This window comes from Clostridium sp. M62/1 (assembly GCF_020736365.1).
Lineage (GTDB): Bacteria > Bacillota > Clostridia > Lachnospirales > Lachnospiraceae > Otoolea > Otoolea saccharolyticum_A.
This window is the reverse complement of the sequence record NZ_CP085988.1, coordinates 3,657,501-3,684,000: the sequence shown is the minus strand read 5'-3', so window position 1 is coordinate 3,684,000 and position 26,500 is coordinate 3,657,501. Positions and strand designations below refer to the sequence as shown.

Annotated in this window: 27 protein-coding genes (1 of these 27 running past the window's edge); 25 read left to right on the top strand and 2 right to left on the bottom strand. The window is 51.9% G+C overall.

Translation table 11 applies throughout. The features are described 5' to 3' along the window. Positions 1–23 precede the first annotated feature (23 nt). From speE to nspC, 4 genes are read left to right on the top strand one after another with little or no spacing between them, the layout of a single operon-like run. Positions 24–875, top strand: a complete 852-nt coding sequence (speE, locus tag LK436_RS17120) for a polyamine aminopropyltransferase (protein WP_008398904.1) — start codon at positions 24–26, stop codon at positions 873–875. 56 nt (positions 876–931) lie between these two features. Further along, a complete protein-coding gene (gene speB, locus LK436_RS17115) occupies positions 932–1,837 on the top strand; it encodes an agmatinase (RefSeq protein ID WP_008398903.1) in 906 nt (301 codons plus the stop codon). 25 nt (positions 1,838–1,862) lie between these two features. Beyond that, the gene (locus tag LK436_RS17110; RefSeq protein ID WP_008398902.1) at positions 1,863–3,065 is read left to right on the top strand and encodes a saccharopine dehydrogenase family protein; all 1,203 of its coding nucleotides are present in this window, start codon (positions 1,863–1,865) and stop codon (positions 3,063–3,065) included. A gap of 15 nt (positions 3,066–3,080) precedes the next feature. Further along, the gene (gene nspC / locus LK436_RS17105; protein WP_008398901.1) at positions 3,081–4,268 is read left to right on the top strand and encodes a carboxynorspermidine decarboxylase; all 1,188 of its coding nucleotides are present in this window, start codon (positions 3,081–3,083) and stop codon (positions 4,266–4,268) included. 149 nt (positions 4,269–4,417) lie between these two features. On the opposite strand, the gene LK436_RS17100 is transcribed toward nspC, so the two are convergent. Continuing rightward, positions 4,418–4,882 (bottom strand): methylglyoxal synthase, encoded by a 465-nt coding sequence (locus LK436_RS17100; RefSeq protein WP_008398900.1) that lies wholly within the window; start codon positions 4,880–4,882, stop codon positions 4,418–4,420. A 378-nt stretch (positions 4,883–5,260) separates the two neighbouring features. On the opposite strand from LK436_RS17100, the gene rho reads away from it, so the two are divergent. Further along, a complete protein-coding gene (gene rho / locus LK436_RS17095) occupies positions 5,261–7,147 on the top strand; it encodes a transcription termination factor Rho (protein WP_008398898.1) in 1,887 nt (628 codons plus the stop codon). A gap of 107 nt (positions 7,148–7,254) precedes the next feature. Here rho and LK436_RS17090 read toward each other — a convergent pair whose 3' ends face one another. After that, on the bottom strand, positions 7,255–8,277 hold the full coding sequence (locus tag LK436_RS17090; RefSeq protein WP_015544288.1) for a LacI family DNA-binding transcriptional regulator: 1,023 nt from the start codon (positions 8,275–8,277) through the stop codon (positions 7,255–7,257). Between the two features lie 449 nt (positions 8,278–8,726). On the opposite strand from LK436_RS17090, the gene LK436_RS17085 reads away from it, so the two are divergent. The 20 genes from LK436_RS17085 to ispD all read left to right on the top strand — a co-directional run. Continuing rightward, entirely contained in the window at positions 8,727–9,893 is a 1,167-nt protein-coding gene (locus LK436_RS17085) for a pyridoxal phosphate-dependent aminotransferase (RefSeq protein ID WP_008398895.1), read from the top strand. Between the two features lie 28 nt (positions 9,894–9,921). Continuing rightward, positions 9,922–11,274 (top strand): APC family permease, encoded by a 1,353-nt coding sequence (locus tag LK436_RS17080; protein WP_008398894.1) that lies wholly within the window; start codon positions 9,922–9,924, stop codon positions 11,272–11,274. 21 nt (positions 11,275–11,295) lie between these two features. Beyond that, on the top strand, positions 11,296–12,261 hold the full coding sequence (locus tag LK436_RS17075) for a bifunctional 4-hydroxy-2-oxoglutarate aldolase/2-dehydro-3-deoxy-phosphogluconate aldolase (protein WP_008398893.1): 966 nt from the start codon (positions 11,296–11,298) through the stop codon (positions 12,259–12,261). 13 nt (positions 12,262–12,274) lie between these two features. After that, positions 12,275–13,237 (top strand): sugar kinase, encoded by a 963-nt coding sequence (locus tag LK436_RS17070; protein ID WP_008398892.1) that lies wholly within the window; start codon positions 12,275–12,277, stop codon positions 13,235–13,237. 64 nt (positions 13,238–13,301) lie between these two features. Then, positions 13,302–14,318 carry a zinc-dependent alcohol dehydrogenase gene (locus LK436_RS17065; RefSeq protein ID WP_008398891.1) on the top strand — a complete coding sequence of 339 codons (1,017 nt, stop codon included), beginning with the start codon at positions 13,302–13,304 and terminating at the stop codon, positions 14,316–14,318. A 3-nt stretch (positions 14,319–14,321) separates the two neighbouring features. Next, on the top strand, positions 14,322–15,008 hold the full coding sequence (locus tag LK436_RS17060; RefSeq protein ID WP_008398890.1) for an SDR family NAD(P)-dependent oxidoreductase: 687 nt from the start codon (positions 14,322–14,324) through the stop codon (positions 15,006–15,008). A gap of 147 nt (positions 15,009–15,155) precedes the next feature. Beyond that, entirely contained in the window at positions 15,156–16,115 is a 960-nt protein-coding gene (locus tag LK436_RS17055) for a C-terminal binding protein (protein ID WP_021965886.1), read from the top strand. A gap of 391 nt (positions 16,116–16,506) precedes the next feature. Further along, the gene (gene rpmE, locus LK436_RS17050; protein ID WP_008398885.1) at positions 16,507–16,713 is read left to right on the top strand and encodes a 50S ribosomal protein L31; all 207 of its coding nucleotides are present in this window, start codon (positions 16,507–16,509) and stop codon (positions 16,711–16,713) included. Positions 16,714–16,851: 138 nt separating this feature from the next. Then, the gene (locus LK436_RS17045; RefSeq protein WP_008398883.1) at positions 16,852–17,907 is read left to right on the top strand and encodes a DUF1385 domain-containing protein; all 1,056 of its coding nucleotides are present in this window, start codon (positions 16,852–16,854) and stop codon (positions 17,905–17,907) included. Next, positions 17,904–18,920, top strand: coding sequence for a N5-glutamine methyltransferase family protein (locus LK436_RS17040; protein ID WP_008398882.1), 1,017 nt, complete (start codon positions 17,904–17,906; stop codon positions 18,918–18,920). The genes LK436_RS17045 and LK436_RS17040 overlap by 4 nt, the downstream gene beginning before the upstream one ends. Positions 18,921–19,077: 157 nt before the next feature. Further along, entirely contained in the window at positions 19,078–20,154 is a 1,077-nt protein-coding gene (gene prfA, locus LK436_RS17035; protein ID WP_008398881.1) for a peptide chain release factor 1, read from the top strand. A 537-nt stretch (positions 20,155–20,691) separates the two neighbouring features. Next, positions 20,692–21,183, top strand: coding sequence for a YcxB family protein (locus LK436_RS17030; protein WP_008398876.1), 492 nt, complete (start codon positions 20,692–20,694; stop codon positions 21,181–21,183). Between the two features lie 2 nt (positions 21,184–21,185). Beyond that, positions 21,186–21,617, top strand: a complete 432-nt coding sequence (tsaE, locus tag LK436_RS17025; RefSeq protein ID WP_008398875.1) for a tRNA (adenosine(37)-N6)-threonylcarbamoyltransferase complex ATPase subunit type 1 TsaE — start codon at positions 21,186–21,188, stop codon at positions 21,615–21,617. After that, positions 21,614–22,483, top strand: coding sequence for a tRNA (adenosine(37)-N6)-threonylcarbamoyltransferase complex dimerization subunit type 1 TsaB (tsaB, locus tag LK436_RS17020; protein ID WP_008398874.1), 870 nt, complete (start codon positions 21,614–21,616; stop codon positions 22,481–22,483). The genes tsaE and tsaB overlap by 4 nt, the downstream gene beginning before the upstream one ends. After that, entirely contained in the window at positions 22,483–22,977 is a 495-nt protein-coding gene (gene rimI / locus LK436_RS17015; RefSeq protein ID WP_008398872.1) for a ribosomal protein S18-alanine N-acetyltransferase, read from the top strand. Before tsaB ends, rimI begins: the two co-directional genes overlap by 1 nt. A 300-nt stretch (positions 22,978–23,277) precedes the next feature. After that, entirely contained in the window at positions 23,278–23,520 is a 243-nt protein-coding gene (locus LK436_RS17010) for a hypothetical protein (protein WP_008398870.1), read from the top strand. 337 nt (positions 23,521–23,857) lie between these two features. Continuing rightward, on the top strand, positions 23,858–24,190 hold the full coding sequence (locus tag LK436_RS17005; protein WP_008398868.1) for a hypothetical protein: 333 nt from the start codon (positions 23,858–23,860) through the stop codon (positions 24,188–24,190). A gap of 124 nt (positions 24,191–24,314) precedes the next feature. Further along, positions 24,315–25,229 (top strand): ribonuclease Z, encoded by a 915-nt coding sequence (locus LK436_RS17000; RefSeq protein ID WP_008398866.1) that lies wholly within the window; start codon positions 24,315–24,317, stop codon positions 25,227–25,229. 73 nt (positions 25,230–25,302) lie between these two features. Then, the gene (tsaD, locus tag LK436_RS16995; protein ID WP_008398864.1) at positions 25,303–26,340 is read left to right on the top strand and encodes a tRNA (adenosine(37)-N6)-threonylcarbamoyltransferase complex transferase subunit TsaD; all 1,038 of its coding nucleotides are present in this window, start codon (positions 25,303–25,305) and stop codon (positions 26,338–26,340) included. A 55-nt stretch (positions 26,341–26,395) separates the two neighbouring features. After that, on the top strand, positions 26,396–26,500 hold the 5' portion of the coding sequence (ispD, locus tag LK436_RS16990; RefSeq protein ID WP_008398863.1) for a 2-C-methyl-D-erythritol 4-phosphate cytidylyltransferase. It continues 669 nt past the right edge of the window; the window shows 105 of its 774 coding nt (coding positions 1–105); its start codon is at positions 26,396–26,398; the stop codon falls past the right edge of the window.

The following is a 26,500-nucleotide window of genomic DNA, read 5'->3' as shown; positions in this document are numbered from 1 at the left end:
AGGCTTCAGGGAAAGGAGAAAAGATGGAATACTGGTTTTCTGAGGAGCAGACCTCAAACGTAAAGCTGTCAATCAGGGTTGACCGCCAGCTTTACAGCGGAAAAAGCGAGTTTCAGCGGATTGATGTGTTTGATTCACCGGAGTTTGGCCGGTTTCTGACGCTGGACGGATATATGATGCTGACGGAAAAGGATGAATTTATCTACCACGAGATGATCACCCATGTGCCCATGGCCGTTCATCCTGCCGTAAAGCAGGTCCTTGTCATCGGAGCCGGGGACGGCGGCGTGATCAGGGAGCTGACCAGATACCCGGAGATTGAGCACATCGATCTGGTGGAGATCGACGAGCTGGTGGTGGAGGTGTGCAGAAAATATCTTCCCAAGACAGCCTGCCGCCTGGACGATCCGAGGGTGAGCATCCACTATGAGGACGGAGTAAGGTTTGTGCGCTCCTGCGAGGACAAATACGATCTGATTATTGTGGACTCCACGGATCCCTTTGGCCCGGGAGAGGGACTGTTTACGAGGGAGTTTTACGGGAGCTGCTTTAAGGCCCTTCACGAGGACGGGATTATGGTCAACCAGCACGAGAGCCCCTTCTACCCGGAGGACGCCGTTGCCTGCCAGCGCGCCCACAAGCGGATTGTGGAGTCATTCCCCATCAGCCGCGTGTACCAGGCGCACATTCCCACTTACCCCTCCGGCCACTGGCTGTTCGGCTTTGCTTCCAGAAAGTACCATCCCTTAAAGGATTTAAAGGAGGCTGCCTGGAATTTAAGAGGCCTGTCCTGCCGCTACTATACGACGACCCTGCACAGAGGAGCCTTCTACCTTCCGGCCTATGTAGAGCGTCTGCTGGAAGAGGTGGAATAGTCTTTTCAAAACAGGCAGATATACAGGAAAATATACAGTAAAGAGAGGAAACGAAAATGTCAGAAAGCGTATCTGGACAGGCGTCGGAAAAGAAGCCTTTGGAGCTGTCTGCCAACGTATCGGTCTATATGGGATTCGACTGGGAATTTGACCAGGCGGACACGGTGGTATTCGGAGCACCCTTTGACTCCACTACCTCCTTTCGCCCCGGAACCAGGTTTGGCAGTGACGCCATCCGCCGGGAGTCCTATGGGCTTGAAACCTACAGCCCCTATCAGGATCGGGATCTGGAGGACAGCCGTGTGATGGACGCGGGAGATCTGGAACTGGGCTTTGGAGATCCCAGACGGGCTCTTGCAGATATAGAGGAGTGCGCGTCCACGATTCTCAATGCAGGAAAACGGCCCTTCATGCTGGGAGGAGAGCATCTCGTCACCCTCGGCAGCTTCAGAGCTGTACACAGAAAATATCCGGATGTACATATCATTCACTTTGACGCCCACACCGATCTCAGGGAGGATTATCTGGGAGAGCCCCTGTCCCACGCCTGCGTCATCAGGCGGTGCTGGGAGCTTACAGGAGACGGAAAAATCTTCCAGTTTGGAATCCGATCCGGAGAGCGCAGGGAGTTTGAGTGGGCGAAGGAGCACACATCCCTGAACCCCTTTAACTTTGACGGGCTCTCAGAGACACTCAGCCGTCTGGAAGGAAAGCCGGTCTACTTTACCGTTGATCTGGATGTGATGGACCCGTCCGTATTTCCGGGGACAGGTACGCCGGAGCCGGGCGGAGTGAGCTTTGACGAGCTGAGAAGGGCTGTGACATTGGTGTGCAGCAGGGCCAACATCGTCGGCTGCGATGTCAACGAGCTGAGCCCTCACTACGACCAGAGCGGAAGCTCCACGGCTGCCGCCTGCAAGATTGTCAGAGAAATGGTGCTGGCTATGCAGAAAGACAAGTAAATTTAATTTTAAGGAGGATAAAGTCATGGGAAAAGCATTAATCATCGGCTGCGGAGGAGTAGCATCCGTTGCCATTCACAAGTGCTGTCAGAACAGCGAAGTTTTTGAGGAGATCTGCATTGCCAGCAGGACAAAGTCGAAGTGCGATGCGCTGAAGGAGAAGCTGGAGGGCACTACCTCCACAAAGATCACCACAGCTCAGGTGGACGCAAACGATGTGGACGCTCTGGTTGCGCTGATCAATGAGGTGAAGCCGGATGTGGTGTTAAACCTGGCTCTTCCGTACCAGGATCTGACTATCATGGAGGCCTGCCTTGCCACCAGGACCCACTATGTGGACACAGCCAACTATGAGCCGGAAGATACGGCCAAGTTCGAGTACAGCTGGCAGTGGGCCTACAGGGAGCGCTTCGAGAAGGCCGGCATTACAGCCCTTCTGGGAAGCGGCTTTGATCCGGGCGTGACCAGCGTATTTTCCGCCTACGCGTTAAAGCATGAGTTTGACGAGATCAACTACATTGACATACTGGACTGCAACGGCGGCGACCATGGCTATCCGTTTGCAACGAATTTTAACCCGGAGATCAATATCCGCGAGGTTTCCGCCAAAGGCTCCTACTGGGAGGACGGCCACTGGGTAGAGACAGAGCCCATGGAGATCAAGCGCGTCTACAATTTCGACGGTGTGGGAGAGAAGGATATGTACCTGCTTCACCATGAGGAGATCGAGAGCCTTGCCCTGAACATTCCGGGAATCAAGCGCATCCGCTTTTTCATGACCTTCGGACAGAGCTACCTGACACACTTGAAATGTCTGGAGAATGTGGGAATGACCTCCATCGAGCCGATTATGTATGAGGGGAAGGAGATTATTCCTCTTCAGTTCTTAAAGGCAGTCCTTCCTGACCCGTCCTCTCTGGGCCCGAGAACCAAGGGAAAGACAAATATCGGCTGCATTTTCCGCGGAAAGAAGGACGGCAAAGAGAAAAATTATTATCTCTACAATATCTGCGATCACCAGGAGTGCTATAAGGAGGTAGGCTCCCAGGCGGTTGCCTACACCACAGGAGTTCCGGCGATGATCGGCGCCATGATGGTGATGACAGGAAAGTGGCAGAAGCCAGGCGTATGGAACATGGAGCAGTTTGATCCGGATCCATTCATGGAAGCCCTGAACAAGTGGGGACTTCCCTGGAAGGAATCCCACGATCCGGTTCTCGTAGACTAGGAGGTCAGGCCCTTGATGAACACAGAGCTGGAAACAAAAGCAGGTGCAGAGAGGGGAGAAGCCTTCCCGGGAAAAAGCGGGAAGGCTCCCGTTTCCACCCCGTATTTTCTCATAGACGAGGAAAGGCTCAGAAAAAACCTGGAGATTTTGAAAAAGGTGCAGGAGGATACGGGCTGCCGTATTCTTCTGGCCCAGAAGGCGTTCTCCACCTTTTTTGCCTATCCCCTCATAAGGGAATACCTGGCGGGCAGTACCGCCAGCGGTCTCTATGAGGCGAGACTGGGCAGGGAGGAGTTCGGAGGGGAAACCCATGTATTTTCACCGGCCTACCGGGAGGACGAGTTTGAGGAGCTGTTAAGCTATGCAGATCACCTGGTCTTTAACTCCCCCTCCCAGCTGAGAAAGTATGGGGAGCGGGCGAGGGCTGCGGGAAAATCCGTGGGCCTTCGGGTAAATCCTGAGTGTTCCACCCAGGAGGGACACGCTATCTATGACCCCTGCGCGCCCGGCTCCAGGCTCGGGACCACAGCGGAGAACTTCGATGAGAGCCTGCTCCCCCTGTTGGACGGCCTCCATTTCCACACACTCTGCGAGCAGAACTCCGACGCCCTCGAGCAGACGGCGGCGGCCTTTGAGGAGAAATTCGGAAAATACCTGGGGAACATGAAGTGGCTGAACCTGGGAGGCGGACATCACATTACAAGAGATGACTATGACGTGGAGCGCCTGGAGAGGATTATCTCCCATTTCAGGGATACCTATGGTCTCACGGTTTATCTGGAACCGGGAGAAGCGGTTGTGCTGAATGCCGGCTTTCTCGTGTCCACAGTTCTGGAGACGGTGAAGAACGGCATCGACATAGCGATTCTCGACACCTCAGCCGCCTGCCACATGCCGGACGTGCTGGAAATGCCCTACCGCCCGCCGGTTTCAGACTCCGGACTTCCGGGGGAGAAGGCATTCACCTTCCGCCTGGCAGGCCCCACCTGCCTGGCAGGGGACGTGATAGGGGATTACTCCTTTGACACCCCCCTTGAGGCCGGAAGCCAGGTGGTATTTGAGGACATGGCCCTCTATACCATGGTAAAGACCAATACCTTCAACGGTATGGCCCTGCCCTCTATTGTCTGGCGCGGGCTGGACAAGAGAGAGACCCTGATAAAAAAATTCGGCTACGAGGATTTTAAGGGCAGGCTGGGCTGAGGAAGCGGGCTGAGAGGCCAAGGCGGACGGTCCTGAGATGAAGGCTGTCTTTACAGGCAGCAGCAGGGAATATAGACAGAGAGCGGTGCAGAAAAAAGGGAAGCCTATCTTCCGAAACGGAAGAGAAGGGCTTCCCTTTTTGGCGTGCCTTACAGTGTCCTGGCCCTGTTTGCAATATTTTCCTGGAAGTTTACCACCCGGTGCTCATACTCAGAATCCATATAGCTGGAGGTGATCAGGAAATCGGCTGTGGCCTTGTTGTTAGCGATGGGGATGTCGTACACCTGGGCAATGCGGAGCAGCGCCTTCACATCCGGGTCGTGGGGCTGGGCGGTCAGAGGATCGGAGAAAAAGATGATGAAGTCAACCCGTCCCTCCACTACCTTGGCGCCAATCTGCTGATCTCCCCCCAGAGGGCCGCTGTTGTAGCCCTTTACAGGGAGTCCTGTAGCTTCTGTGATCATGCGGGCTGTGGTTCCCGTTCCGCACAGGAAGTGATGCTTTAAAATTTCCTTATGGGCCTCACACCAGTCAATCAGCTCATGCTTCTTCTGATCATGGGCGATAAGGGCAATATTTTTCTGTTTTCCAATGGTCATTGTCAGATATTCCATTCTGTGTCACCAGTCCTTTCTGATTTGGCTTATTTTCATCTGTCTTCCCCCTACAGCTCTATCATACCACAATCCGGTAAAGTGCCAATGAAAAAAATATAAAATCTTTGCAATTCCGGAAGGAATAGTATATAATGAGTCCAGATACAAGGTTGGGAACGCATCTGAATTCTTTACAATCCCCAGATATGAAGAAATAAAAAGAAAATCACAGGACAGCGGCGGCCAGAGCAGTGAAAACCTGACGGCACAAAGGCAGACAAAGCAACCGTTCCCTCCTGAACCATCCCTGCTGTGCAGGTGTGAAACGACACTGCCGCCGCCCGGACTTACGAGCATTTAAAGGATCATAGAGTATCACAGTAAGGAGAATTGAATATGAGAGAAAAACTTCAGACCTTGCCTTTAGTCCAGCTCAGAGAACTGGCGAAAGCTCAGGGAATCAAGGGTGTGACGGCTCTGAAAAAAGCGGAGCTGATTGAGCGTCTGTGTGAAGCGGCAGGCGAAAAATCGCCCGAAAAGACTGCAGAGCCCTCTGAGCCCCGTGAACCGGAGCCGGCACAGGAGAAATCACCCGCCTATGACAGCCAGTCTGAAAAGGGAGAGAGGAGCGTAAAAGAGAGTGAATCCTCTTCCCGCCAGGAGGAAAGGCATCCTCAGAGAACCTATGTGAGAAATGACTATCGCTCCGATTCCAGGGGCGGTCAGGGATACAGAGGAAATGGAAACTCCGGCTACAGAAATCAGAATGCCTCCTACGGGCGCAGCTACCAGGCCAGAAATCAGGAAAGAAATCAGGATAGAAATCAAGAAAGAAATCAAGATAGAAACCAGGAGAAATATCAGGACAGAAACCATGACAGAGCAGAGATGCGCTTTTCAAACGGAATGGGTGCTGCAAATAACGCCGGCTCAGCCTGGTCCGGCAGCATGGATTCCAGAGCGCCTCAGAACCCTTCACAGTTTCAGAATTCCATGACAGAGCAGGACATGACAGGGACTTCCGGTGCTCAGGCATCCGGCAGGTACGAGCAGCAGACCGATATGAGATATGATGCAAGAGGACAGGAGCAGAGAAGCCAGGATTACAGAGATCCGGGGGTAGAGGAGGTCAAGACAGAGCTTCAGGATCTGGACAGCGGCATTGAGGCAAACGGAATCCTGGAGGTAATGCAGGACGGATTTGGCTTTATCCGCTGTGAAAATTTCCTTCCGGGAGAAAATGACGTATACGTGGCTCCCTCCCAGATACGCCGGTTTAATTTAAAGACAGGTGATATTGTCCTGGGAAGCAGAAGAATCAAGACAGCTACTGAGAAATTTGCAGCTCTCTTGTATATTAAGTCAGTCAATGGCTATCCCCTCAGCGTGATAGAGCGAAGACCCAACTTCGAGAATCTGACGCCGATTTTCCCCGATGAGAGACTTCACATGGAGATGCCTGGAACAAGAAATTCCACCGCCATGCGGGTGCTGGATCTGCTCTCCCCCATTGGAAAGGGACAGCGAGGCATGATTGTATCTCCGCCCAAGGCCGGAAAGACGACGCTCTTAAAGCAGGTGGCCAAGGCAGTTACCACGAACCATCCGGATATGCACCTGATTATCCTCTTAATCGATGAGCGTCCGGAGGAGGTGACGGATATCAGGGAGGCCATCACAGGGCCAAATGTGGAAGTGATCTACTCCACCTTCGACGAGCTGCCCGAGCGCCACAAGAGAGTGTCTGAGATGGTAATCGAGCGGGCGAAGCGCCTGGTGGAGCACGGCCGCGACGTGATGATTCTCTTAGACAGCATGACCCGTCTGGCCCGGGCCTACAACCTGGTGGTTCCGGCCAGCGGCCGCACTCTTTCCGGAGGTCTTGATCCGGCGGCGCTTCACATGCCCAAGCGTTTCTTCGGAGCAGCCAGAAACATGAGAGAAGGCGGAAGCCTCACCATTCTGGCCACAGCCCTGATCGATACGGGAAGCAGGATGGATGATGTAATCTATGAGGAGTTCAAGGGAACCGGAAACATGGAGCTTGTGCTCGACAGAAAGCTCTCTGAAAAGAGAATCTTCCCGGCTATCGATATTCTCAAGTCGGGCACGAGAAGAGATGATCTGCTCTTGAATCCATTGGAATCAGAGGCTGTGGATATTATTCACAAGGCGACGAATACCCTGAAGCCGGAGGAATCGGTGGAGCGGATTCTCGATCTGTTTGCCAGAACGAAAAATAACAGAGAATTTGTGGATATGGTGAAAAAGGTAAGGCTATAAAGGCAGGCGGCGGGAAAGAAAGATAATCAGAGCGTGGGATGCCAGGCATTGGCCTGGCATCCCACGCAGAGGTTTCTCTATCAGACAGTTTCTGGCAAAACAGACTTTCACGGCTCCAGCCTTTTTTTGTTAATGCTGGACTGCCTGATGTGAAAACGGCCCGGAACAATTTTTTCGCATTCACTGCCCTTTTTTCCAGAGGCGTTGTCTGTGTTGATGGCATTTAGCAGGATTTTGAAGGCCTCACTTCCGATTTTGACAGAATCCTGCTGGACGGAGGAGATTCCTATGAAGGAGCTCCAGGGAAAATCGTCAAAGCTCACGATGCCGAGATCGCTTCCAATTTGCCAGCCTTTTTTTGAAATCTGCTCCAGAAGCGCCTGCAGGACAAGGGTATTGGCTGCAATAAAGGCAGTGATCCTGTCCTTAGAGACAAGGGCAGCGGTCAGCTTTTCGATCTGCTTTCTATTCTTCGGCTCTATCTCAAAAACCTTCCCTTCAAAGTCAAGACGGGCACATATTTCCTGAAAAGCATCAGCGCGGAGTTTCCGGATAGAGCTGGTATCCAGAGCTTCGGTCAGCAATACAACCTGGTCAAACTGTTCTTCCTTAAGGTGCAGAAGAATATCTTCCATCAGCTGCCGGTTATTGGAAGTGACAACAGGAAGCCCCAGGCCTTCTATATCTCGATCCAGCAGAACAACAGGCAGGGACTGGCTGATCTGGCTGATGACTTCGTTATTGCCTCCTACAGTGTTGATGAGAAGACCGTCCACACTGTTGTCGAGATGCTTTCTTAAAAGCTTCAGTTCCGACGAGGCAGAGTTATTAGAAATAGATATCAGAAGCGAATAGCCTGCTTTCAGAGCCCTCTGGTTGATTGTGTCTAAAAGCGTAGAAAAAAAGGGGTTTGATATGTCAGAAATTATCACACCGATCAGCCGGGAATACTTCGATTTCAGGCTTCTGGCAATATTATTCGGCCTATAGCCGCTCTCCTTTATAATCTGTTCGATCCGGGTCTTTGTCTCCAGGGACATGGAATCGTACTTGCCGTTCAGAAAGCGTGAGATGGTGGTCGTGCTCACGTTCGCCTGGGCGGCAATATCTTTTATTGTTAATTGCTTCATTGAGAAACTTCCTCCGAGCAGTTTTTTCTTTATTTCGAATATTCCAGTTAAATATCCTCTATTTGATTTTTTAATAATATCATATTTCAGATGATTTGAGAACGGAAAAGGTGAAAATATCACGCCGGCCTCTGGTATCTGAAGGAGTTACAGCCTGCACAGCTGCAGGAATCTTTCATCTCTGCCCTGCGCGGCTGCCTCTCTGTATGCGCTCTGTTTTTTCTAAAGTTTATCACAGATATGGGCTGGGGTTAAAAGCTCACAAAAATGTGAAAATAGAATTGTGCACTATATAGAAAAGAAATAAAACATTTGACTTATCCTTAATTGGGTGGTATTCTGAATTTAGGTAATCGGTTAACGAAATCAATTACCTAAACCGATTACTGAGAGTAATACATTACGGTAAGGGGAACAGTAAAAAATAGGAATGTACGGAGGGAGAATGCATGAAGAAATTATCAGGACTGACAAAACTGCCCCAGTCGGGAATCAGAAGGATGTTTGATTTGGCAAAGGACAAACAGGGAGTGGTGAGCTTCTGTCTGGGAGAACCGGATTTTGCAACGCCGGACTATATTGTAGAGGCTGGAAAGAATTCACTGTTGGCAGGAAATACACACTACACAGATAATGCGGGGCTGCTGGAAACGAGAAAGGTGATTGCAGCTTATCTTCAGGAATTTGATGGGATAACCTATGATCCGGTTTCTGAGATCTGTATGTGCACGGGAGCTATGGAGGGACTCTACCTGACGATGGTTACCCTGTTTAACCAGGGTGATGAGGTGATCGTGGCAGATCCCTGTTATCCCAACTACCTGGGGCAGATTGCCATGACGGGTGCCGTTCCGGTGCCGGTTCCGGTCTACGAGGAGGACGGCTTTGTGTTCCGCAGAAAGGAACTGGAGAAGGCGGTGACGCCGAAGACAAAGGCGATTCTGCTGAACTCTCCCACCAACCCTACAGGCGGGGTGACCAAGGGAGAGGATCTTCAGGCAGTCGCAGATATAGCGGTTAAATATGATCTGTATGTAATTCTGGATGCCGTTTACAAGCAGCTCATCTATGATGACGATTCTTATGAAAATATTGCTTCTCTGGAGGGCATGAGGGAGAGAACGCTCTACATCGATTCATTTTCTAAATCCCATGCCATGACCGGCTGGAGGATCGGCTATATATGCGGCCCAAAAGAAGTCATTTCCCAGATGCCCAAGCTCCAGGAAAATGTGGTTTCCTGTATTTCTGCCTTCATACAGGACGCGGCGGCGGAAGCACTGAGGGATAAGAAAAGAAGCGATGAATGCGTAAAGGCCATGCGTGATGAATACAGAAGACGCCGGGATGTGTTTGTAGACGGACTGAACAGTATTGACAAAATTTCTGTGGTAAAGCCAAAGGGTGCATTCTACCTGTTTGTCAATATTAAGGAGACGGGGCTTACATCAGAGGAATTCTGCATCAGACTTTTGGAGGAACAGAATGTTCTCACCTCACCGGGTTCTGCCTTTGGGGCCATGGGAGAGGGATACATCCGTATCTCCTATGCGACCAGCATGGATACTATCAAAGAGGGGTTAAAGAGGATTCGCGCATTTGTTGCAGCCTTATAGGCTGTCAAATCAGAAAAGGGGTTAAGCAATGGAAAAAACAAGTGGAAAAAGCGGTCTGAAGAAGGTACTGAGCTTTCCCATGGTCGTTCTGATTATTATCAATATGGTAATTGGATCCGGCGTATTTTTTAAGGCACAGGGAGTTTTCACCATCACAAAAGGAACTCCTGGAATCGGACTGGCAGCCTGGGTGGCTGCCGGTATTATCAGCCTTCTGGGCGGGCTTACGGTGGCAGAGCTGGCGGGGGCCATTCCAAAAACGGGGGGAATGGTCTCGTGGATCGAAGAGATTTTTGGTAAGCAGCTGGGATACCTGGTTGGATGGGTGGAGGCCATCGTCTTCTGGCCGGCGAATATCGGAGCTCTGGGAGCTGTGTTTGCAGTGCAGCTAGTCAACTTAATGGGGCTTCCGGAAAGTCATCTGGGAATCGTGTCGGCTGCAGCAATCCTGTTTCTGGTGGTCATGAACTGTCTGGGAGCCAAGGTCGGCGGCTGGATTGGGACGATATTTACTGTGGCAAAAATGATACCGCTGATTTTCATAATAATTCTGGCATTCACTTATGAAGGGGCAAATCCTCAGAATGTAGTGCCGCTTCTGCCCTCAGAGGGAAATGCGGTATCCATTTTCGGAGCAGCTGTTCTGTCCTGTATGTACTCCTATGATGGATGGATGCATGTGGGAAATGTGGCCGGAGAGATGAAAAATCCTGCAAAGGATCTTCCGAAGGCCATCGTGTTTGGGCTGTCTGCCGTCGTTGTGATCTATGCGGTGATCAACACCGCATATGTATTTATCATCCCGGCGCCTGAGCTGGCTCTGACAGCGACACCGGCAGCAGATGTAGCCGGTGTGATTCTCGGAAATTCCATCGGAACAAAGTTGATTACCATCGGCATCCTGATCTCTGTGTTTGGAACCCTGAACAGCAACATTATGATGGCTATCAGGATCCCTTATACCATGGGACTTCAGAATAAGCTGCCGGGCAGCAGTTATCTGAAGAAGCTCCATCCCACCTTCAGAACACCTGTTTACAGCGGCATCTTAATTGCGGTGATCAGCGTGGTTATGGCTCTGTCTGGTTCCTATAATACACTGACCGATATGTGCATGTTTACGATCTGGATTTTCTACTCTCTGACCTTTTTGGGAGTGATCAAGTACAGAAAGGATCGGCCCGACATTGTGAGAACGTACAGGGTGCCCGGTTATCCGGTCATCCCGGTGCTGGCTTTTGCAGGAGGCGCATTCGTGGTGCTGATGACGCTGGTAACCCAGACCATGCTGGCTGTCGTCGGCCTTGGACTGACACTGCTGGGTCTGATTGTATATCATTTCAGAAAAGACAAGATTGAAGACATCTCAGTTGTAGAATAGAGGAAGACAGAGGAAACGGTTATGGAGTTTGAAAAGGTACTGGAACAGATTGGACAGATTGGCATCCTTCCCGTTGTAAAAATTGAGGCGCGGGAGCAGGCGGCGCCTCTGGCAGAATGCCTTGTGAGGGCAGGCTTTCCCGCTGTGGAAATTACCTTCCGCACCGGCGCATGTACGGAGGCAATAAGAGAGATTAAAAAAAAGGTTCCCGGGGTATTGGTGGGGGCCGGGACGGTAGAGACAGAAAAACAGGCCCGGGAAGCCATGGAGGCAGGGGCGGAATTTCTGATAAGCCCGGGATGGAACCGGACTCTTGCCAGGGCCTTCAGAGATCTCCCCTACATACCCGGCTGCCAGACTCCGGGAGAAGTGCAGGAGGCCAGGGAGATGGGGTATTCGACCGTGAAAATTTTTCCGGCAGAATGCTGCGGAGGAATTTCCTATCTGAAAACTTTATCATCTGTGTTTTCAGGCATGAAGTTTATCCCAACGGGAGGAATTACGGCAGAGACTTTTTCCGGTTATCTGAAGCTCCCGTCTGTGCTGGCGTGCGGCGGCAGCTTTATGGCTCCGGAAAAACTGATAAAGGAGGAGAATTTCGCTGCCATCGGGGAGCGGTGCCGGAATGCAGCAGAAAAGCTGTTTGGTTTTCACATTGCCCATGTAGGAATTAACTGTGAGGGAAGAGAAGAGGCGGCCGGGATCGCCCAGGTGCTGCAGGAGTGGTTTGGCTTTGAGCCGGCAGAAAATTCCTCCTCCATATTCGCGGGAACCAGTGTAGAAATTATGAAGGAGCCCTATCTCGGCGCGAAAGGGCATATTGCGATTGCGGCGTGCTTTCCGGAAAGGGCAAAAAGTTATCTGGAGAGAAAAGGCGTGCGATTCCGGGAGGAGAGCGCCGTATACAGGGAAGGAGGAGAACTTCAGGCTATCTATTTCGAGAGAGAGATCGGCGGATTTGCGGTTCATCTTGTGAGAAAGGCATAGCAGGGAGAATGGTATGGGAAAAGTATTATTGTTCGGCGAGCCAATGGCTCTGCTGATTTCTGACACTGCGGGCCCCCTGGCAGAGGCGGGACATTTTTCCAGGGCAATGTCCGGAGCGGAGGTCAATGTCTCCATCGGGCTGGTGCGCCTGGGACATGAGGTCACCTACCTGACAAGGCTGGGGGATGACCCGTTTGGGCACTATATAGAAAAACGGCTCAGAGAAAACGGAATTGGAACAGAATGGCTTACCTTTGACAGCGAGTACCGGACGGGGATCCAGCTGAAGGGGAGAGCGGAAAACGGGCAGGATCCGGATACCTTTTACTACAGGAAGGGCTCCGCTGCCTCCCACATTACGGCTGCACAGGTGGAGCGGATTGATCTGTCCGGGATAGACCATGTACATGTGACTGGAATTCCTCCGGCTTTATCGGAATCTGCCAGAGAAGCATCCTTCTGCCTGATGGCCAGGGCCAGGGCCCGGGGGATTTACACCAGCTTTGACCCGAACCTCAGGCCATGCCTCTGGACCAGTGAAGAGGAAATGCGTCAGGTGATCAACGAGCTGTCCTCTCTGGCGGACATGGTTCTGCCGGGGCGGGCAGAATGCCGGATCCTTTGCCGGACTGACGATATGGATGAGGCTGCCGATTTTTATCAGAATACAGGTGTAAAAACGGTTATCATAAAAAACGGAAGCAGAGGAGCATATGTGAGAGACGGAAACGAATCCTTCCAGATACCTGGCTACAGGGTGGAAAAGGTGATCGATACGGTAGGAGCCGGAGACGGGTTTGCGGCGGGCGTGATCAGCGGAAGGCTGGAAGGGCTTTCCATGCTGGAGATGGTGCGGAGAGGAAATGCCATAGGCGCCCTTCAGGTGATGAATATCGGGGACAACGAGGGACTCCCTGACAGAACGAGGCTGGAACTGTTTCAGGGCGGAAGAACATCTACACAGAAGCGGTTTTGACAAAAACAGATGCTTAAAAACGATGTCTGAGAAAAATAACAAGTGACAGAAAGGGGATCACGGGATGAAGGCATTAGTCTATGCGGGTGCAAAAAAAGCAGAGGTTCGGGAGGTGCCGGAGCCTCAGAAAAAGGAAGGAACTATACGGCTTGAGATACAGTACTGCGGCGTCTGCGGATCAGATGTGGGAATCTGGCTGGGAACACATCCCAGGGCCAAGGCCCCTCTGATTTTCGGGCATGAGTTCCTGGGTATCGCTGCGGAGGACGGAAAACATATAAAGAAGGGGGACCGGGTTGTGCCCTATCCTCTGCTGTCCTGCGGCCGCTGTCTGGCATGCAGGAGCGGAAATGAGCATGTGTGCAATACACTTGGCTTAATTGGGATTGATACGGACGGCGGAATGTGCAATACTGCTTATGTAGATGAGTCAGTTCTGGTTAAAGTTCCAAAGGGCGTCAGCGACCGGGCGGCTGTGCTGATCGAACCCCTGGCTGTGCTGGTTCACGGGATTCACATGTCAGGCTTCCAGATGATGGACACGGCAGTGGTGATCGGAGCAGGGCCCATAGGAATCCTCTGCGGAATTGTCTTAAAATGGGCAGGCGCATCAAAAATTTTCATCTCTGATCTGGCTGAAAAACGCCTTCACCTGGCAGAGGAGCTGGGAATGATACCCGTCAACCCGGAAAAAGAAAATCTGGAGAAGCTGGTGAAGGAGGCCACAGGAGGGGAAGGCTGCGATGTACTCTTCGAGTGCAGCGGTGCTGCCTCCGCTGCCATGGAGATGTCAGAGATTACCCGGGTGAGAGGGAAAATCTGTGTGGTATCCATTCATAAAAAGCCCCACGAGGTCAACCTGCAGAGCATAAATTTTAAGGAACAGACACTGGCGGGAACCAGAGTATACACCAGAGAAGAATTTCGCCAGGCGGCAGAGCTGACCAAGGAGCTGGAACCACAGCTTCAGCGGGTGGTAACTCATATTGTCCCCCTGGAAGAAAGTGACAAGGTGTTTGATATGATCGGCGATCCGGACTGCGGGACAGTCAAGGTCGCGGTAGACTGCAGGAGGCGGTAAGGCATGAACTTATTTGATATAAAGGGGAAAAAAGCGATTGTGACAGGGGGCAGCAGAGGCCTTGGATACGGGATGGCAGAGGGGCTGATGGAGGCAGGCTGCGAAACGGTAATCATTGGAGTCTCAGATCGTGTTTTCCGCACAGCACAGGAGTTTCGGGAGAGGGGACTTTCCTGTCAGGCAGTGAGGGCAGATCTGGGAGACCGGGAGGAGATGGAACCCTGTTTTAAAAAGGCGGTAGAATTGCTGGGAGGACGGCTGGATATTCTTGTGACAGCCCATGGCATACAGAGCCGCCACAGATCAGAAGAATTTCCTCTGGAAGACTGGAGCCGTGTGCTGGACGTAAACCTGACCGCCGTCTTCATGCTGGGCCAGATGGCGGCCAGACAGTTCATGGAGCAGGGGGAAGGAGGGAAAATTATTACCGTGTCCTCTATGCTTTCTTTTTTCGGAGGCTTTACCGTTCCTGCCTATGCAGCGTCAAAGGGAGGGGTTGCACAGCTGACCAAGGCACTCTGCAATGAGTGGGCAGGCAAAGGAATCACCGTAAACTCTCTGGCTCCCGGATATATGGCAACCGACATGAATGAGGCGCTGTTAGACCCGGAAAATCCGAGAAATGCAGAGATTACCGGGAGGATTCCTGCAGGCCGGTGGGGAACAGGAGAGGATATGAAGGGTCGGTGATTTTCCTGGCGTCCAGGGCTTCTGACTATCTGAACGGAGCTGTGATTCCTGTGGACGGGGGGTATCTGGTACGCTGACGGCCAGGAGGGATGTCACCTTGAAGGAAAGCAGTATTGTGCCTGAGAAAAAAGATGGGAGGAACAGAGCTTGAAAATTTATGTGACAGACTGTGATCATGCAGACATGAATATCGAAAAGAAAATTTTTGAGGAGGCGGGGCTGTCTTTTGAACACTGTAAGGCAGTGACGGAGGATGAGGTTATCAGAAGCTGCCCGGACGGAGAGATTTTTCTGGTACAATACGCCCACATTACAGAGAAGGTAATGGAAAATATTCCATCCCTGAAACTAATCGTGCGCTATGGCGTAGGGGTGGATACAGTTGACCTGGAGGCGGCCGCAAGACATGGGATACAGGTGTGCAATGTTCCCGATTACGGGATGAATGAAGTGGCAGATCAGGCTGCCGCCATGCTTTTGGCCCTGAAGCGAAAACTGACGGTGATGAACCGGTACACCAGGGAAGAAAAATGGGATTACACGAAAGCGATCCCCATTCACCGCTTCAGCGAGCAGACAGTTGGAATTGTGGGTCTTGGCAGAATCGGCAGGTGCTTTGCCTCCCGTGTCCACGCATTTGGATTTCGCATATTGGGTTACGATCCCGTTTATAAGGAGATCCCGGGAATGGATTATATCCAGATGACCGATTTCGGAACTCTGCTCGAAGAGTCGGATGCCATCTCTGTCCACTGCCCGGCAGATGGGAACAGGAATCTGTTTGCAGAAGCGCAGTTTCGCCGGATGAAAAAAGAGGCGGTGATTATCAATGTGTCACGGGGCGGGATTATCAACGAGAGGGCTTTGGATCAGGCGCTGAGCGAGGAAAGGATAGCGGGAGCAGGGCTGGACTGTCTGGAAAAAGAACCGATGGAGGCGGGAAACCCTCTGCTTCGCCATGAGAACCTGATTGTCACTCCCCATATGGCTTGGTATTCGGAGGAGGCTGCAAAGGAGTTGAAGAGAAAGGTTGCCGAGGAGGCCGTCCGCTTTGTTAAGGGGGAGGCTGTGAGGTATCCGGTAAACCAGGCTGGGCGAAAAAAATAAAAGCTCAGAGGGAAGCCTCTGGCTGTGCAGGTGTGATAATAATTAAAACGGAAGTCAGCAAAAGCGATCTTCTGTATGGGCAGGGCGGTCTGCCCCATACAGAAGGTCGCTTTCAGTCAGACAGACAAAAAGCCACTTTGGCTTCATAGGCCATACTCGGAAACCTTTAATATTCTCCAGCCGCTTTCTGCAGTTCATTTCTGCTGGTGCATTCCTTAACGTCAGTAAAAACCCCTTGCATTCCCCCATATTTTGTGCTATACTACCTAAGCTGTGTATAGTAGATTTACTGCGCAGCAAGACAGAGATTCGCAAAACAGGCGATTGAAATTTGGTACACATTTGTACGTGCGGTCGGAAACCGCAGAAGAAAAATTGAGAGGTGAAAATCATGAAGGAAGGAATCCATCCAGCTTATTATCAGGCAAAGGTTGTTTGCAACTGCGGCAACGAGTTCGTAACAGGTTCTACTAAGAAGGACATCCACGTGGAGGTTTGCTCCAAGTGCCATTCTTTCTACACAGGACAGCAGAAGGCTGCATCCGCTCGCGGACGTATCGATAAGTTCAACCGCAAGTACGGTATCAATGCAAACTAATCAGTTTGGCTAAGTAAGGGTTGGGTTTTAATGGCAACATGAAACCCAACCTTTTTGGTATATAAAATTTTGGGTGAGCGGACTTATAGACAAAGAGATTGACGCAGGAATTAAGTGTGAATATATAGGAGAGTGTAAATGAAATATTCAGGAATCGGAGGCCAGGCCGTGATCGAGGGAATCATGATGATGAACCGCAATGATTACGCGGTGGCGGTCAGGAAGCCCGATCAGGAGATAGAGGTAAAGAAAGACCGTTACGTCAGCATTACCCAGAAGGTGAAGCTCTTTTCCATTCCGTTTGTCAGGGGAGTGTTCCGCTTTGCGGATTCTATGATTGTCGGCATGAAGACGCTGACGTATTCGGCCAGTTTTTTTGAGGACGATGAGGAATCAGAACCTGGAAGGATCGAAAAATTTCTCGACCGGGTGCTGGGAGAGAAGTTAGAGAGTGCGCTTATGGCTTTTGTCATGGTGCTGTCCTTTGTCCTTGCAATTGGAATTTTCATGCTTCTCCCCCTGTTTCTCGCGGGACTGTTTTCCCGCTTTATCACATCGGAGAATGTGATGGCAATTCTGGAGGGCATAATCAGGATCGGTATCTTTATCGCCTATATCAAGCTTGTATCGCGCATGGAGGACATCAGGCGCACCTTTATGTACCACGGCGCCGAGCACAAATGTATCAACTGTGTGGAGCACGGTCTTCCGCTGACGGTGGAAAATGTGCGAAAAAGCTCCAAAGAGCATAAGCGGTGCGGAACCAGCTTTATTCTGATTGTCATGGTCATCAGCATTCTGTTTTTCATGGTCATTCGGGTGGATGCGATCTGGCTGAGATTTTTGAGCAGAATTATCCTGGTTCCGGTCATTGCAGGTGTTTCCTATGAAATCCTTCAGCTTGCAGGGCGCAGCAATTCAAAGATCATGGATCTGGTGAGCAGGCCGGGCATGTGGATGCAGGGTCTTACCACAAAGGAGCCGGACGACTCCATGATCCAGGTGGCTATCGCCGCCACGGAGGCTGTTTTCGACTGGAAGGCTTATCTGCGTGAGAACTTTCCTGACACAGATTTAAGCGCCTTTGAAACCGCTGAGGAGGATCAGGATTTGGTTCTTCAGACAGAGACTGTCTCTTTCGGTGACCCGAAGGAAGGGGAGGCTGGAAACGGGCTTCTCAGGAGGGACGCATGAGTAAGGAAGAGAAGAAAGAGCCGGTGAAGGGGCAGGACAGCCTGCAGAATCCCACCTGGCAGGAGGTGCTCGACGAAGGTGTGAGAGTGCTCTCGCAGGCGGGGATAGCGGAGGCGCAGCTGGACGCCTGGTATCTGTTCTCAGAGAGCTTTCCCATTGACAGGGTCCATTTTCTCATGGACAGGAACAGGCCCATGCACAGAGAAATATTTGAGAAGGGATGGCCTCTGTTTGCAGAGCGGATTGAAAAGCGGGCCAGCAGAATTCCCCTTCAGCACATTTTGGGAAGCCAGGAGTTTATGGGACTTTCCTTTCGGGTGAATGAGCATGTGCTCATACCAAGGCAGGATACGGAGACGCTGGTGGAGGAGGTGCTCAGGGACTGTCCTGACAGGAATGCCGATATTCTTGACATGTGCACGGGATCCGGATGCATCGGTCTGAGCCTTGCGGTGCTGGGAAGGTACAGAAGCGTCACTGCGGCAGATGTGTCGGAGGATGCGCTTCGGGTAGCGGCCGGAAATGCGAAGCGGCTGTTTCTGATCCAGAAGGATGTGGTCAGGGCAGAGTCGAAAAATTTCCCCGGTCTGCCCTTGCGTACAGAGCTGACCGTCTGGGCCGGAAAAAACAGGGAAAATGCAGAGACAAGGCAGTTTCGCCTTGTGCGCAGCGATCTGTTTTCTGAATTTGCCGCAGAGCGCTATGACGTCATAGTCTCGAACCCGCCCTACATTCCATCCGGCGAGGTGGAAAAGTTAGAGCCGGAGGTCAGGGAACATGAGCCGAGGCTGGCCCTTGACGGAAGTGCCGACGGGCTTCATTTTTACCGGATCCTGGCCGAAGAGTGCAGGAAGCATCTGAAGGAGGGCGGACGGGTCTATTTTGAGATAGGCTGTGAGCAGGCCTCTGCCGTGACGGAGCTTCTGGCGCAGCAGGGCTACACAAAAATCCAGGTGGTAAAGGACGCTCCGGGCCTTGACCGGGTGGTGAAGGCTGTCTGGACGCAGCACTGAGACGGCTGCGGGAAGCAGAGCCGGAATAAGGGAGCGTAAGCAGGATAAAACTGTGATAAAACTGCAGATGCGATAAAGTAAGAAATAATGCATAAAGAGGGAATATACAGCCTGCCGGACAGGCATCAGGGGCCGGGACGGCAGGAAGGAGGTTGTCATGTTTGATCGTTTGGACGATTTGCTGATCCGATATGAGGAGCTGATGGAAGAGCTCAATAATCCATATGTGGTAGAGGATCAGAAGAAATTCAGAAAGCTCATGAAGGAGCAGGCGGATCTGGCTCCTATCGTGGAGGCGTATAAAAATTATAAGCAGGCTCACCAGGATGTGGAGGACAGCGTGGCTCTTCTGGAGGAGGAGTCTGACGAGGAGATGCGTGAGCTGGCCAAGGAGGAGCTGGCAGACGCAAAGAAACGCATCGAGGAGCTGGAACAGGAGCTGAAGATCCTTCTGCTTCCGAAGGATCCCAATGATGAGAAGAATGTTATGGTGGAGATCCGCGCCGGAGCCGGCGGAGACGAGGCAGCGCTCTTTGCATCCGAGCTGTACCGCATGTATGTGCGCTATGCAGAGCGCAAGCGCTGGAAGACAGAGATTGTCAGCTTAAATGAGAATGGAATCGGAGGCTTTAAGGAGGTTGTGTTTATGGTGACAGGCCAGGGCGCATACTCCAAGCTCAAATATGAGAGCGGTGTTCACCGCGTTCAGCGTGTGCCGGAAACCGAGTCCGGAGGAAGAATCCATACATCCACGGCGACAGTGGCTGTTATGCCGGAGGCTGAGGAGTTTGACATTGAGATTGATATGAACGACTGCCGCATCGATGTTATGCGTGCGTCAGGAAACGGAGGACAGTGTGTCAACACCACAGACTCTGCCGTGCGTCTGACTCATATGCCCACGGGAATTGTGATTTACAGCCAGACAGAGAAGTCACAGCTTCAGAATAAGGAAAAGGCTTTCCGCCTTCTGCGCTCCAAGCTGTATGATCTGGAGCTGGAAAGACGGCAGAGTGAGGAATCAGAGGCGAGAAGAAGCCAGATTGGAACAGGCGACCGCTCTGAAAAGATCCGCACCTACAATTTCCCCCAGGGCCGTGTGACAGAGCACAGGATCAAGCTGACGCTCTATAAGATTGACTCTGTCATGGACGGAGAGCTGGATGAGCTGATCGACAGCCTGATTGCGGCAGACCAGGCGGCAAAGCTGGCAAAGCTCAATGAGGAGGTATAATTTTCAGGTAATATTCTGATACAGGAAAACAGGTGGATAAATTACGGTGTGCCGCCGAAGTTGAAACCACAGAGAAGAGGGTGTCCTTTCAGTCACTTCGTGACTTTTGGGACACCCTCTTCTCTGTGATTCAGCCAGTCAGCTCTCAGATTCCTTACATTATATACACAAAAAGTCATCAAAAGAGGAGATGCAGCATATCAGTGGAAGGGCAGAGTATTGCAGATTATTTTTGCAGTCCGGAAGGCTGAGGCTGTGAATCTTTCTGTCGATTTTTTGTGTTTTTTTGGGATTTGTGCTGAAATGGCGTGAATGGAGGCGATAATTGCGGCGTCCTTTGGAGAGAGGCACATTGAAATTCACTCAGACGGATGATAGAATCAGGAGTCGAAACCTGCGCTGTGACGGTTCCTTCCTGCTTAAAGCAGAGGGGATGCCTGCGGACAAACCGGTTCCTTCCGGTTGACATACTGGCATTTGAGATAGTAAGATTAGGTACAGAATCTGTCGAACAGACGAGATGAGGAGGAAGCAGAAGTGGAACTCAGGATAAAACTGACAGAACAGGAAATTTACACCTTTTTAAAGCACACATTTTACAGAGGGGCCAGAGGGGCGGCGAGCCTTATCTGCGTGCTTCTGATGATTCTGGTTGTAGCCGTATCCTGGAATCAGCAGCCGCCTGCAGGCAGAGTAATTCTCTCTGTGGGAGTGGTTCTGCTGATTTTAATGCAGCCCTTTGCCCTTCACCGCCGGGCGGCTGCTCAGGTAAAGGATCCGGAGCAGTCGAAAGAAATGTTCCTGCACCTTGACTACAATGGAATAAAAGCTCAGCAGGGCAGGGACAAAGCGAATATAGGCTGGCGCCAGGTGGAGAAGGTCACAAGGCTTACGGGGCTCTATGTTGTCGGCCTTCGCGGAAATAAAGCTTACCTGATTCCTGACCGGGTTCTCACCGGGACGAAGAAGGAGCAGTTTGAAAAACTCTTAAAGACCTATGTTTCGGCTGAAAAATTGAAAGGAATCTGATTATGAAAATCATTGAAACATACAGCCCGGAGGAGACCTTTGAGGCTGGAAGGCGCATGGGGGAAAAGGCAAAGGCAGGGGAAGTGTACTGTCTGAACGGTGACCTGGGAGTGGGGAAAACCGTATTTACCCAGGGCTTTGCCAGGGGACTGGGAATACAGGGAACCGTAAACAGCCCAACCTTTACCATTGTGCAGCAGTACGATGAGGGAAGGCTTCCCCTCTACCATTTTGATGTCTACCGGATTGGAGATATCAGTGAGATGGACGAGATTGGCTATGAGGACTGCTTCTATGGAGAGGGAGTCTGCCTGATTGAATGGTCGACACTGATCGAGGAGATTCTTCCGGAGCATGCCACGGAAATCAGGATAGAGAAAGACCTGAATCAGGGGTTTGACTACCGCAGAATCAGCGTGGAGGAGAGAAAATGAGAATATTAGGAATTGAGAGCTCATCCCTGGTGGCGTCCGTAGCCATTGTGACAGATGACATACTGACGGCAGAGTATACGGTAAACTTAAAGAAAACGCATTCCCAGACACTTCTTCCCATGATTGACGAGGTGATCCGGATGCTGGAGATTGAACTGGACTCCATAGACGCCATCGCCGTTTCAGGGGGCCCCGGCTCCTTTACAGGGCTTCGGATCGGTTCCGCTACAGCCAAAGGACTGGGACTTGCCATGAAAAAGCCGTTGATTCACGTACCGACCGTGGATGCCATGGCCTATGGCCTCTATGGGACAGATGCCCTTATCTGCCCTGTCATGGATGCCCGCAGAAATCAGGTATATACAGGACTCTACCATTTCAGGGACCGCTTTGAGGTGGTAAAAAACCAGTGGCCTTCCGATGTGAGAGAGCTGGTGGATGAATTGAATGAGAGAGGGGAGAAGGTAATCTTCCTCGGGGACGGAGTGCCGCCCTACAGAGCCTTGATTGAAGAGAGCATCAAGGTCCCCTGCGCCTTTGCTCCGGCTCACGTAAACAGGCAGAGAGCTGCATCTGTAGCTGCCCTGGGTGCCGTCTATTTTGCAGAGGGAAAAACGGAGACCGCTATGGAGCACAGACCGGATTATCTGAGAAAATCCCAGGCTGAGCGGGAGCGGGAGGTGGCTGAGCGTCAGGGTGAGATGGAGAAGCTGGCTGCCGGAATCCAGGTAGTAGAGCGCCCGGATCCCCGGAATGTGCCGGAACAGGGAGAAAAAGCTGCAGAGAAGAAAGATTCAGAGAAGAAAACTGCAGAGAAGAAGGGCGCGGATAGGGAAGCAGAGACAGGGGAAGGAGCGCTGCGCTGATGGAGGCTGGAGGACAGACAAAGCTTTTAGTCAGGCCTATGACAGAGCGGGACCTTCCGGAAACTGCCAGCCTGGAACGGCTTAGTTTTTCTGTGCCCTGGTCAGAAACACTGCTGTCAGAGTGTCTGGACAGCCGTCTGGATCTGGTCTGGGTGCTGGAAGAGGAACGAGGAAGTGAGCTGCAGAAGGGTGAAGGAAGGAAGAAAATTGCCGGATACTGCAACCTCAGGATCATTGCAGGAGAGGCAGAATTGATGCGCATCGCTGTACATCCTGACCTTCGGGGAAGGGGATACGCAAGGATCCTGATGGATACGCTGGTTCGTTCTGCCAGAGAGCAGGGAGCCTCTGTGATTACGCTGGAGGTAAGAAATTCCAATCAGGCGGCCAGAAACCTTTATAAATCCTACGGTTTTGTGGAGGAGGCTGTCAGAAAAAGCTATTACACAGAACCGGTTGAGGACGCCGTCATCATGGGACTTCGCCTCTCTTGAAATAATTACCACTTAAAAACGCGAATAGAAAAGACTATAATGTAGGGGTATCCGGTGCGGATGCCCCTTTAGTTTGCATCACAGGAAATTCCTCTGAACTCCCTGCGATAGAAAAAGCTCTGCCGGGCGGGATACACACGCCGCGCAGAGAAAAAAGGCTGCTTAGGGCAGCCGCGCGGCGGCGGAAAGGAAAATGTCGCTTTTGCGAACCGCCGCAGGCGGAGAATCCTGCCCCGCAGGATTCTTTTTTATCTCAGGGGAAGGGGCTGATATTTGCACAGAAGAAAGGTGAGAGGGAAAATGAGAAAGTACAAAAAGGACAGGGAGCTGGAATCGGTGCACTGCAACTGGTGCGGAAAACGATTAATGGTGAAGGATGGAATCATGCGGGAGGGCGGAGCGCGGTTTGAAATCGCGTGGGACTATTTTTCGGAAAAGGACGGTGAGCGGCACAGCTTTGATCTGTGTGAAGAGTGCTACGACGAGTTGGTGAACCAGTTCAGGATCCCCGTTGAGGTGGAGGAACAGACAGAACTGCTGTAGAATTTCAGGCGTTTGGCGCAAATGGAGCCTCCAAAATTTGAAAATCGAAAATAATCTAAAAAGGCTGTGGCAACAGAACCTCCGGCAGACTGCCGTATCCGGCTGTCAGAAGAGCGAAGGCTCAGGAGGCGAAGGTTTGACGCAGCCTTTCTGCGTTTTCTGTATGGGTAAAAGAAATGGAAATGGAAAAACGGCCGCAGGCGTGTTATGATAGATAGGCAGAGCCAGTCTTGAGCGCTGGACAGGCGAACAGACCGGGCGCCCGCCAGGTGTTCGGCGGGGCGCAGGAAGGCAGGCCTGTGAGACGTATACACGGAAAAAACAGGAGGGACAGCCAGTGACGATTGAGAACAATCCAAAAGAAATTGCTGCGATGGAGGAGTTTCACAAGGGAAACCGGGCCGAGGGGTTAAGGCTGCAGGAGGAGTTTGCGTCAGCCTTCAGGGAGGAGTATAAGGACAAGGATCACTGCCCCTGCAAAAAGGCCTGCCGCTATCATGGAAACTGCAAGGAATGTGTTGCCATACACAGGGCCCACCAGGAGCATGTGCCAAACTGTATGAGACCTCTGTTAAATAAAAAGATTAAGCTCCTCTCTGAGCTCACAGAGCATACGATTGCAGGCGAGATAGAGATGCCGAAGGAGATTCTGAGGAAGGAATTTCAGTAAACTGCAGGGCCTTCCGGATAAACTTGCGAAAGGGAAAGCATTTGTGGTATGATTTTACAGGTTCCGGCACAGGGGCCTGTAAAATCATACTGAACAAAAAGTTTGCAGAGAGGAAATATAGAATATGTTAGATGTTTGTCTGTTGGGAACAGGGGGGATGATGCCGCTTCCATACCGGTGGCTCACCTCCATGATGACGCGGTGTGACGGCAGCAATCTGCTGATCGACTGCGGGGAAGGGACGCAGGTGGCGCTTAAGGAGAAGGGATGGAGTCCCAAACCCATTGATATCATCTGTTTTACCCATTACCATGCAGATCACATCAGCGGTCTGCCGGGGCTTTTGCTCACCATGGGAAATGCCGAGAGGACGGAGCCGGTGACTGTAATCGGCCCAAAGGGCCTGGAGCGGGTGGTGGGAGCTCTCCGCATGATTGCGCCGGAGCTGCCGTTTGAGCTTCGCTTTATCGAGCTGTCAGAGCCGAGAGAGCAGTTTTCTATCGGGCCCTACGTGATCGACGCCTACCGCGTCCAGCACAATGTCATCTGCTATGGCTATGCGGTTTCCATACCGAGAAAGGGAAAATTTGACGTGGAGCGGGCCAGAGCCCAGGAGATTCCGCAGAAATTCTGGAGCCGTCTTCAGAAGGGGGAGACCATAGAGGACGAAGGGCGGATTCTCACGCCTGAGATGGTTCTGGGGCCGAAGAGACGGGGGATCAAGGTGACCTACTGCACAGATACAAGGCCCGTGCCGGTGATTGCCGAGTATGCGAAGGATGCCGATCTGTTTATCTGTGAGGGAATGTACGGGGAGGACGGCAAGGAGGCCAAGGCCAGGGAGTATAAGCACATGACCTTCCAGGAGGCGGCAGGACTGGCCAGGGAGGCCCAGCCCAGGGAAATGTGGCTGACACATTACAGCCCGTCTCTGACGCGCCCTGACGACTATGCGGACAAGGCCAGGGCTATATTCCCGCGGGCAAAGACTGCCAGGGATGGATGGAGCGTGGAGCTTGGCTTTGACGATGAGGAGTAGACGCCGGCAGGACGGAAAACAGAGAGGAAGGAAGCTCCTTAAGGGCTTAAAGGGAAAAGGAGAATAGATAAGAATGAAAAAGCATACGACAGACGAGGATGTTCTGATCCTCGCAATCGAGAGCTCCTGTGATGAGACGGCGGCCTCGGTTGTCAGGAATGGAAGAGAGGTGCTTTCCAATGTGATTTCTTCTCAGATTGACCTTCACACGCTGTATGGAGGCGTTGTGCCTGAGATCGCGTCGAGAAAGCATATTGAGAAAATTAACCAGGTAATTGAGAGCGCGCTTACAGAGGCGAAGGTGACGCTGGAGGATATTACGGCTGTGGCCGTCACCTATGGTCCGGGACTGGTGGGCGCCCTTCTGGTGGGCGTGGCGGAGGCAAAGGCATTAGCCTACGCTGCCAAAAAGCCATTGGTGGGCGTACATCACATCGAGGGCCATGTATCGGCCAATTTTATTGAGAATCCCGATCTGGAGCCTCCGTTTATCTGCCTGATCGTGTCAGGGGGCCATACCCATCTGGTAGTGGTAAAGGATTACGGAAAATTTGAAATTATCGGTCATACCAGGGATGATGCAGCGGGAGAGGCCTTTGACAAGGTGGCGAGAGCTGTGGGACTGGGCTATCCGGGAGGACCTAAGGTGGACAAGGCAGCCAGGGAGGGAAATCCCCATGCTATCGAGTTTCCGCGGGCGAAGGTCGGGGACAATCCTTACGACTTCAGCTTCAGCGGCCTGAAATCGGCTGTATTAAATTATATTAATCACGCTCAGATGAAGGGGGAGACGATCTGCGTTCCCGACCTGGCGGCATCCTTCCAGAATGCAGTGGTGGAGGTGCTGGTTTCTAGGGCTGTCATGGCTGCAAAAGAGTATGGATATGAGAAGCTGGCGATCGCGGGCGGAGTGGCCTCCAACTCTGCGCTGAGAGAGGGGATGCGGGCGGCCTGTGAAAAAGAAGGAATTCGCTTCTATCACCCATCGCCGATTTTCTGCACAGACAATGCGGCAATGATTGGAGTGGCGGCCTACTATGAGTATATAGGCGGCGCCCGCTCAGGCTGGGATCTGAATGCGGTGCCGAATTTAAAGCTGGGAGAACGGTAAAAGACGGTTTTCTAACAGGGGGAGAGAACGGAAGGGAGGAGAGCAGAGGAAGGCTATGAAGGAAAAGGAGATAAGCTCAGGGAAGAAGGAGCGGGAAGGCAGAAGAGGCCTGATCTCGGCCATTGTGCTTGCGGCCGGAAGCGGGAAGCGGATGGGAACA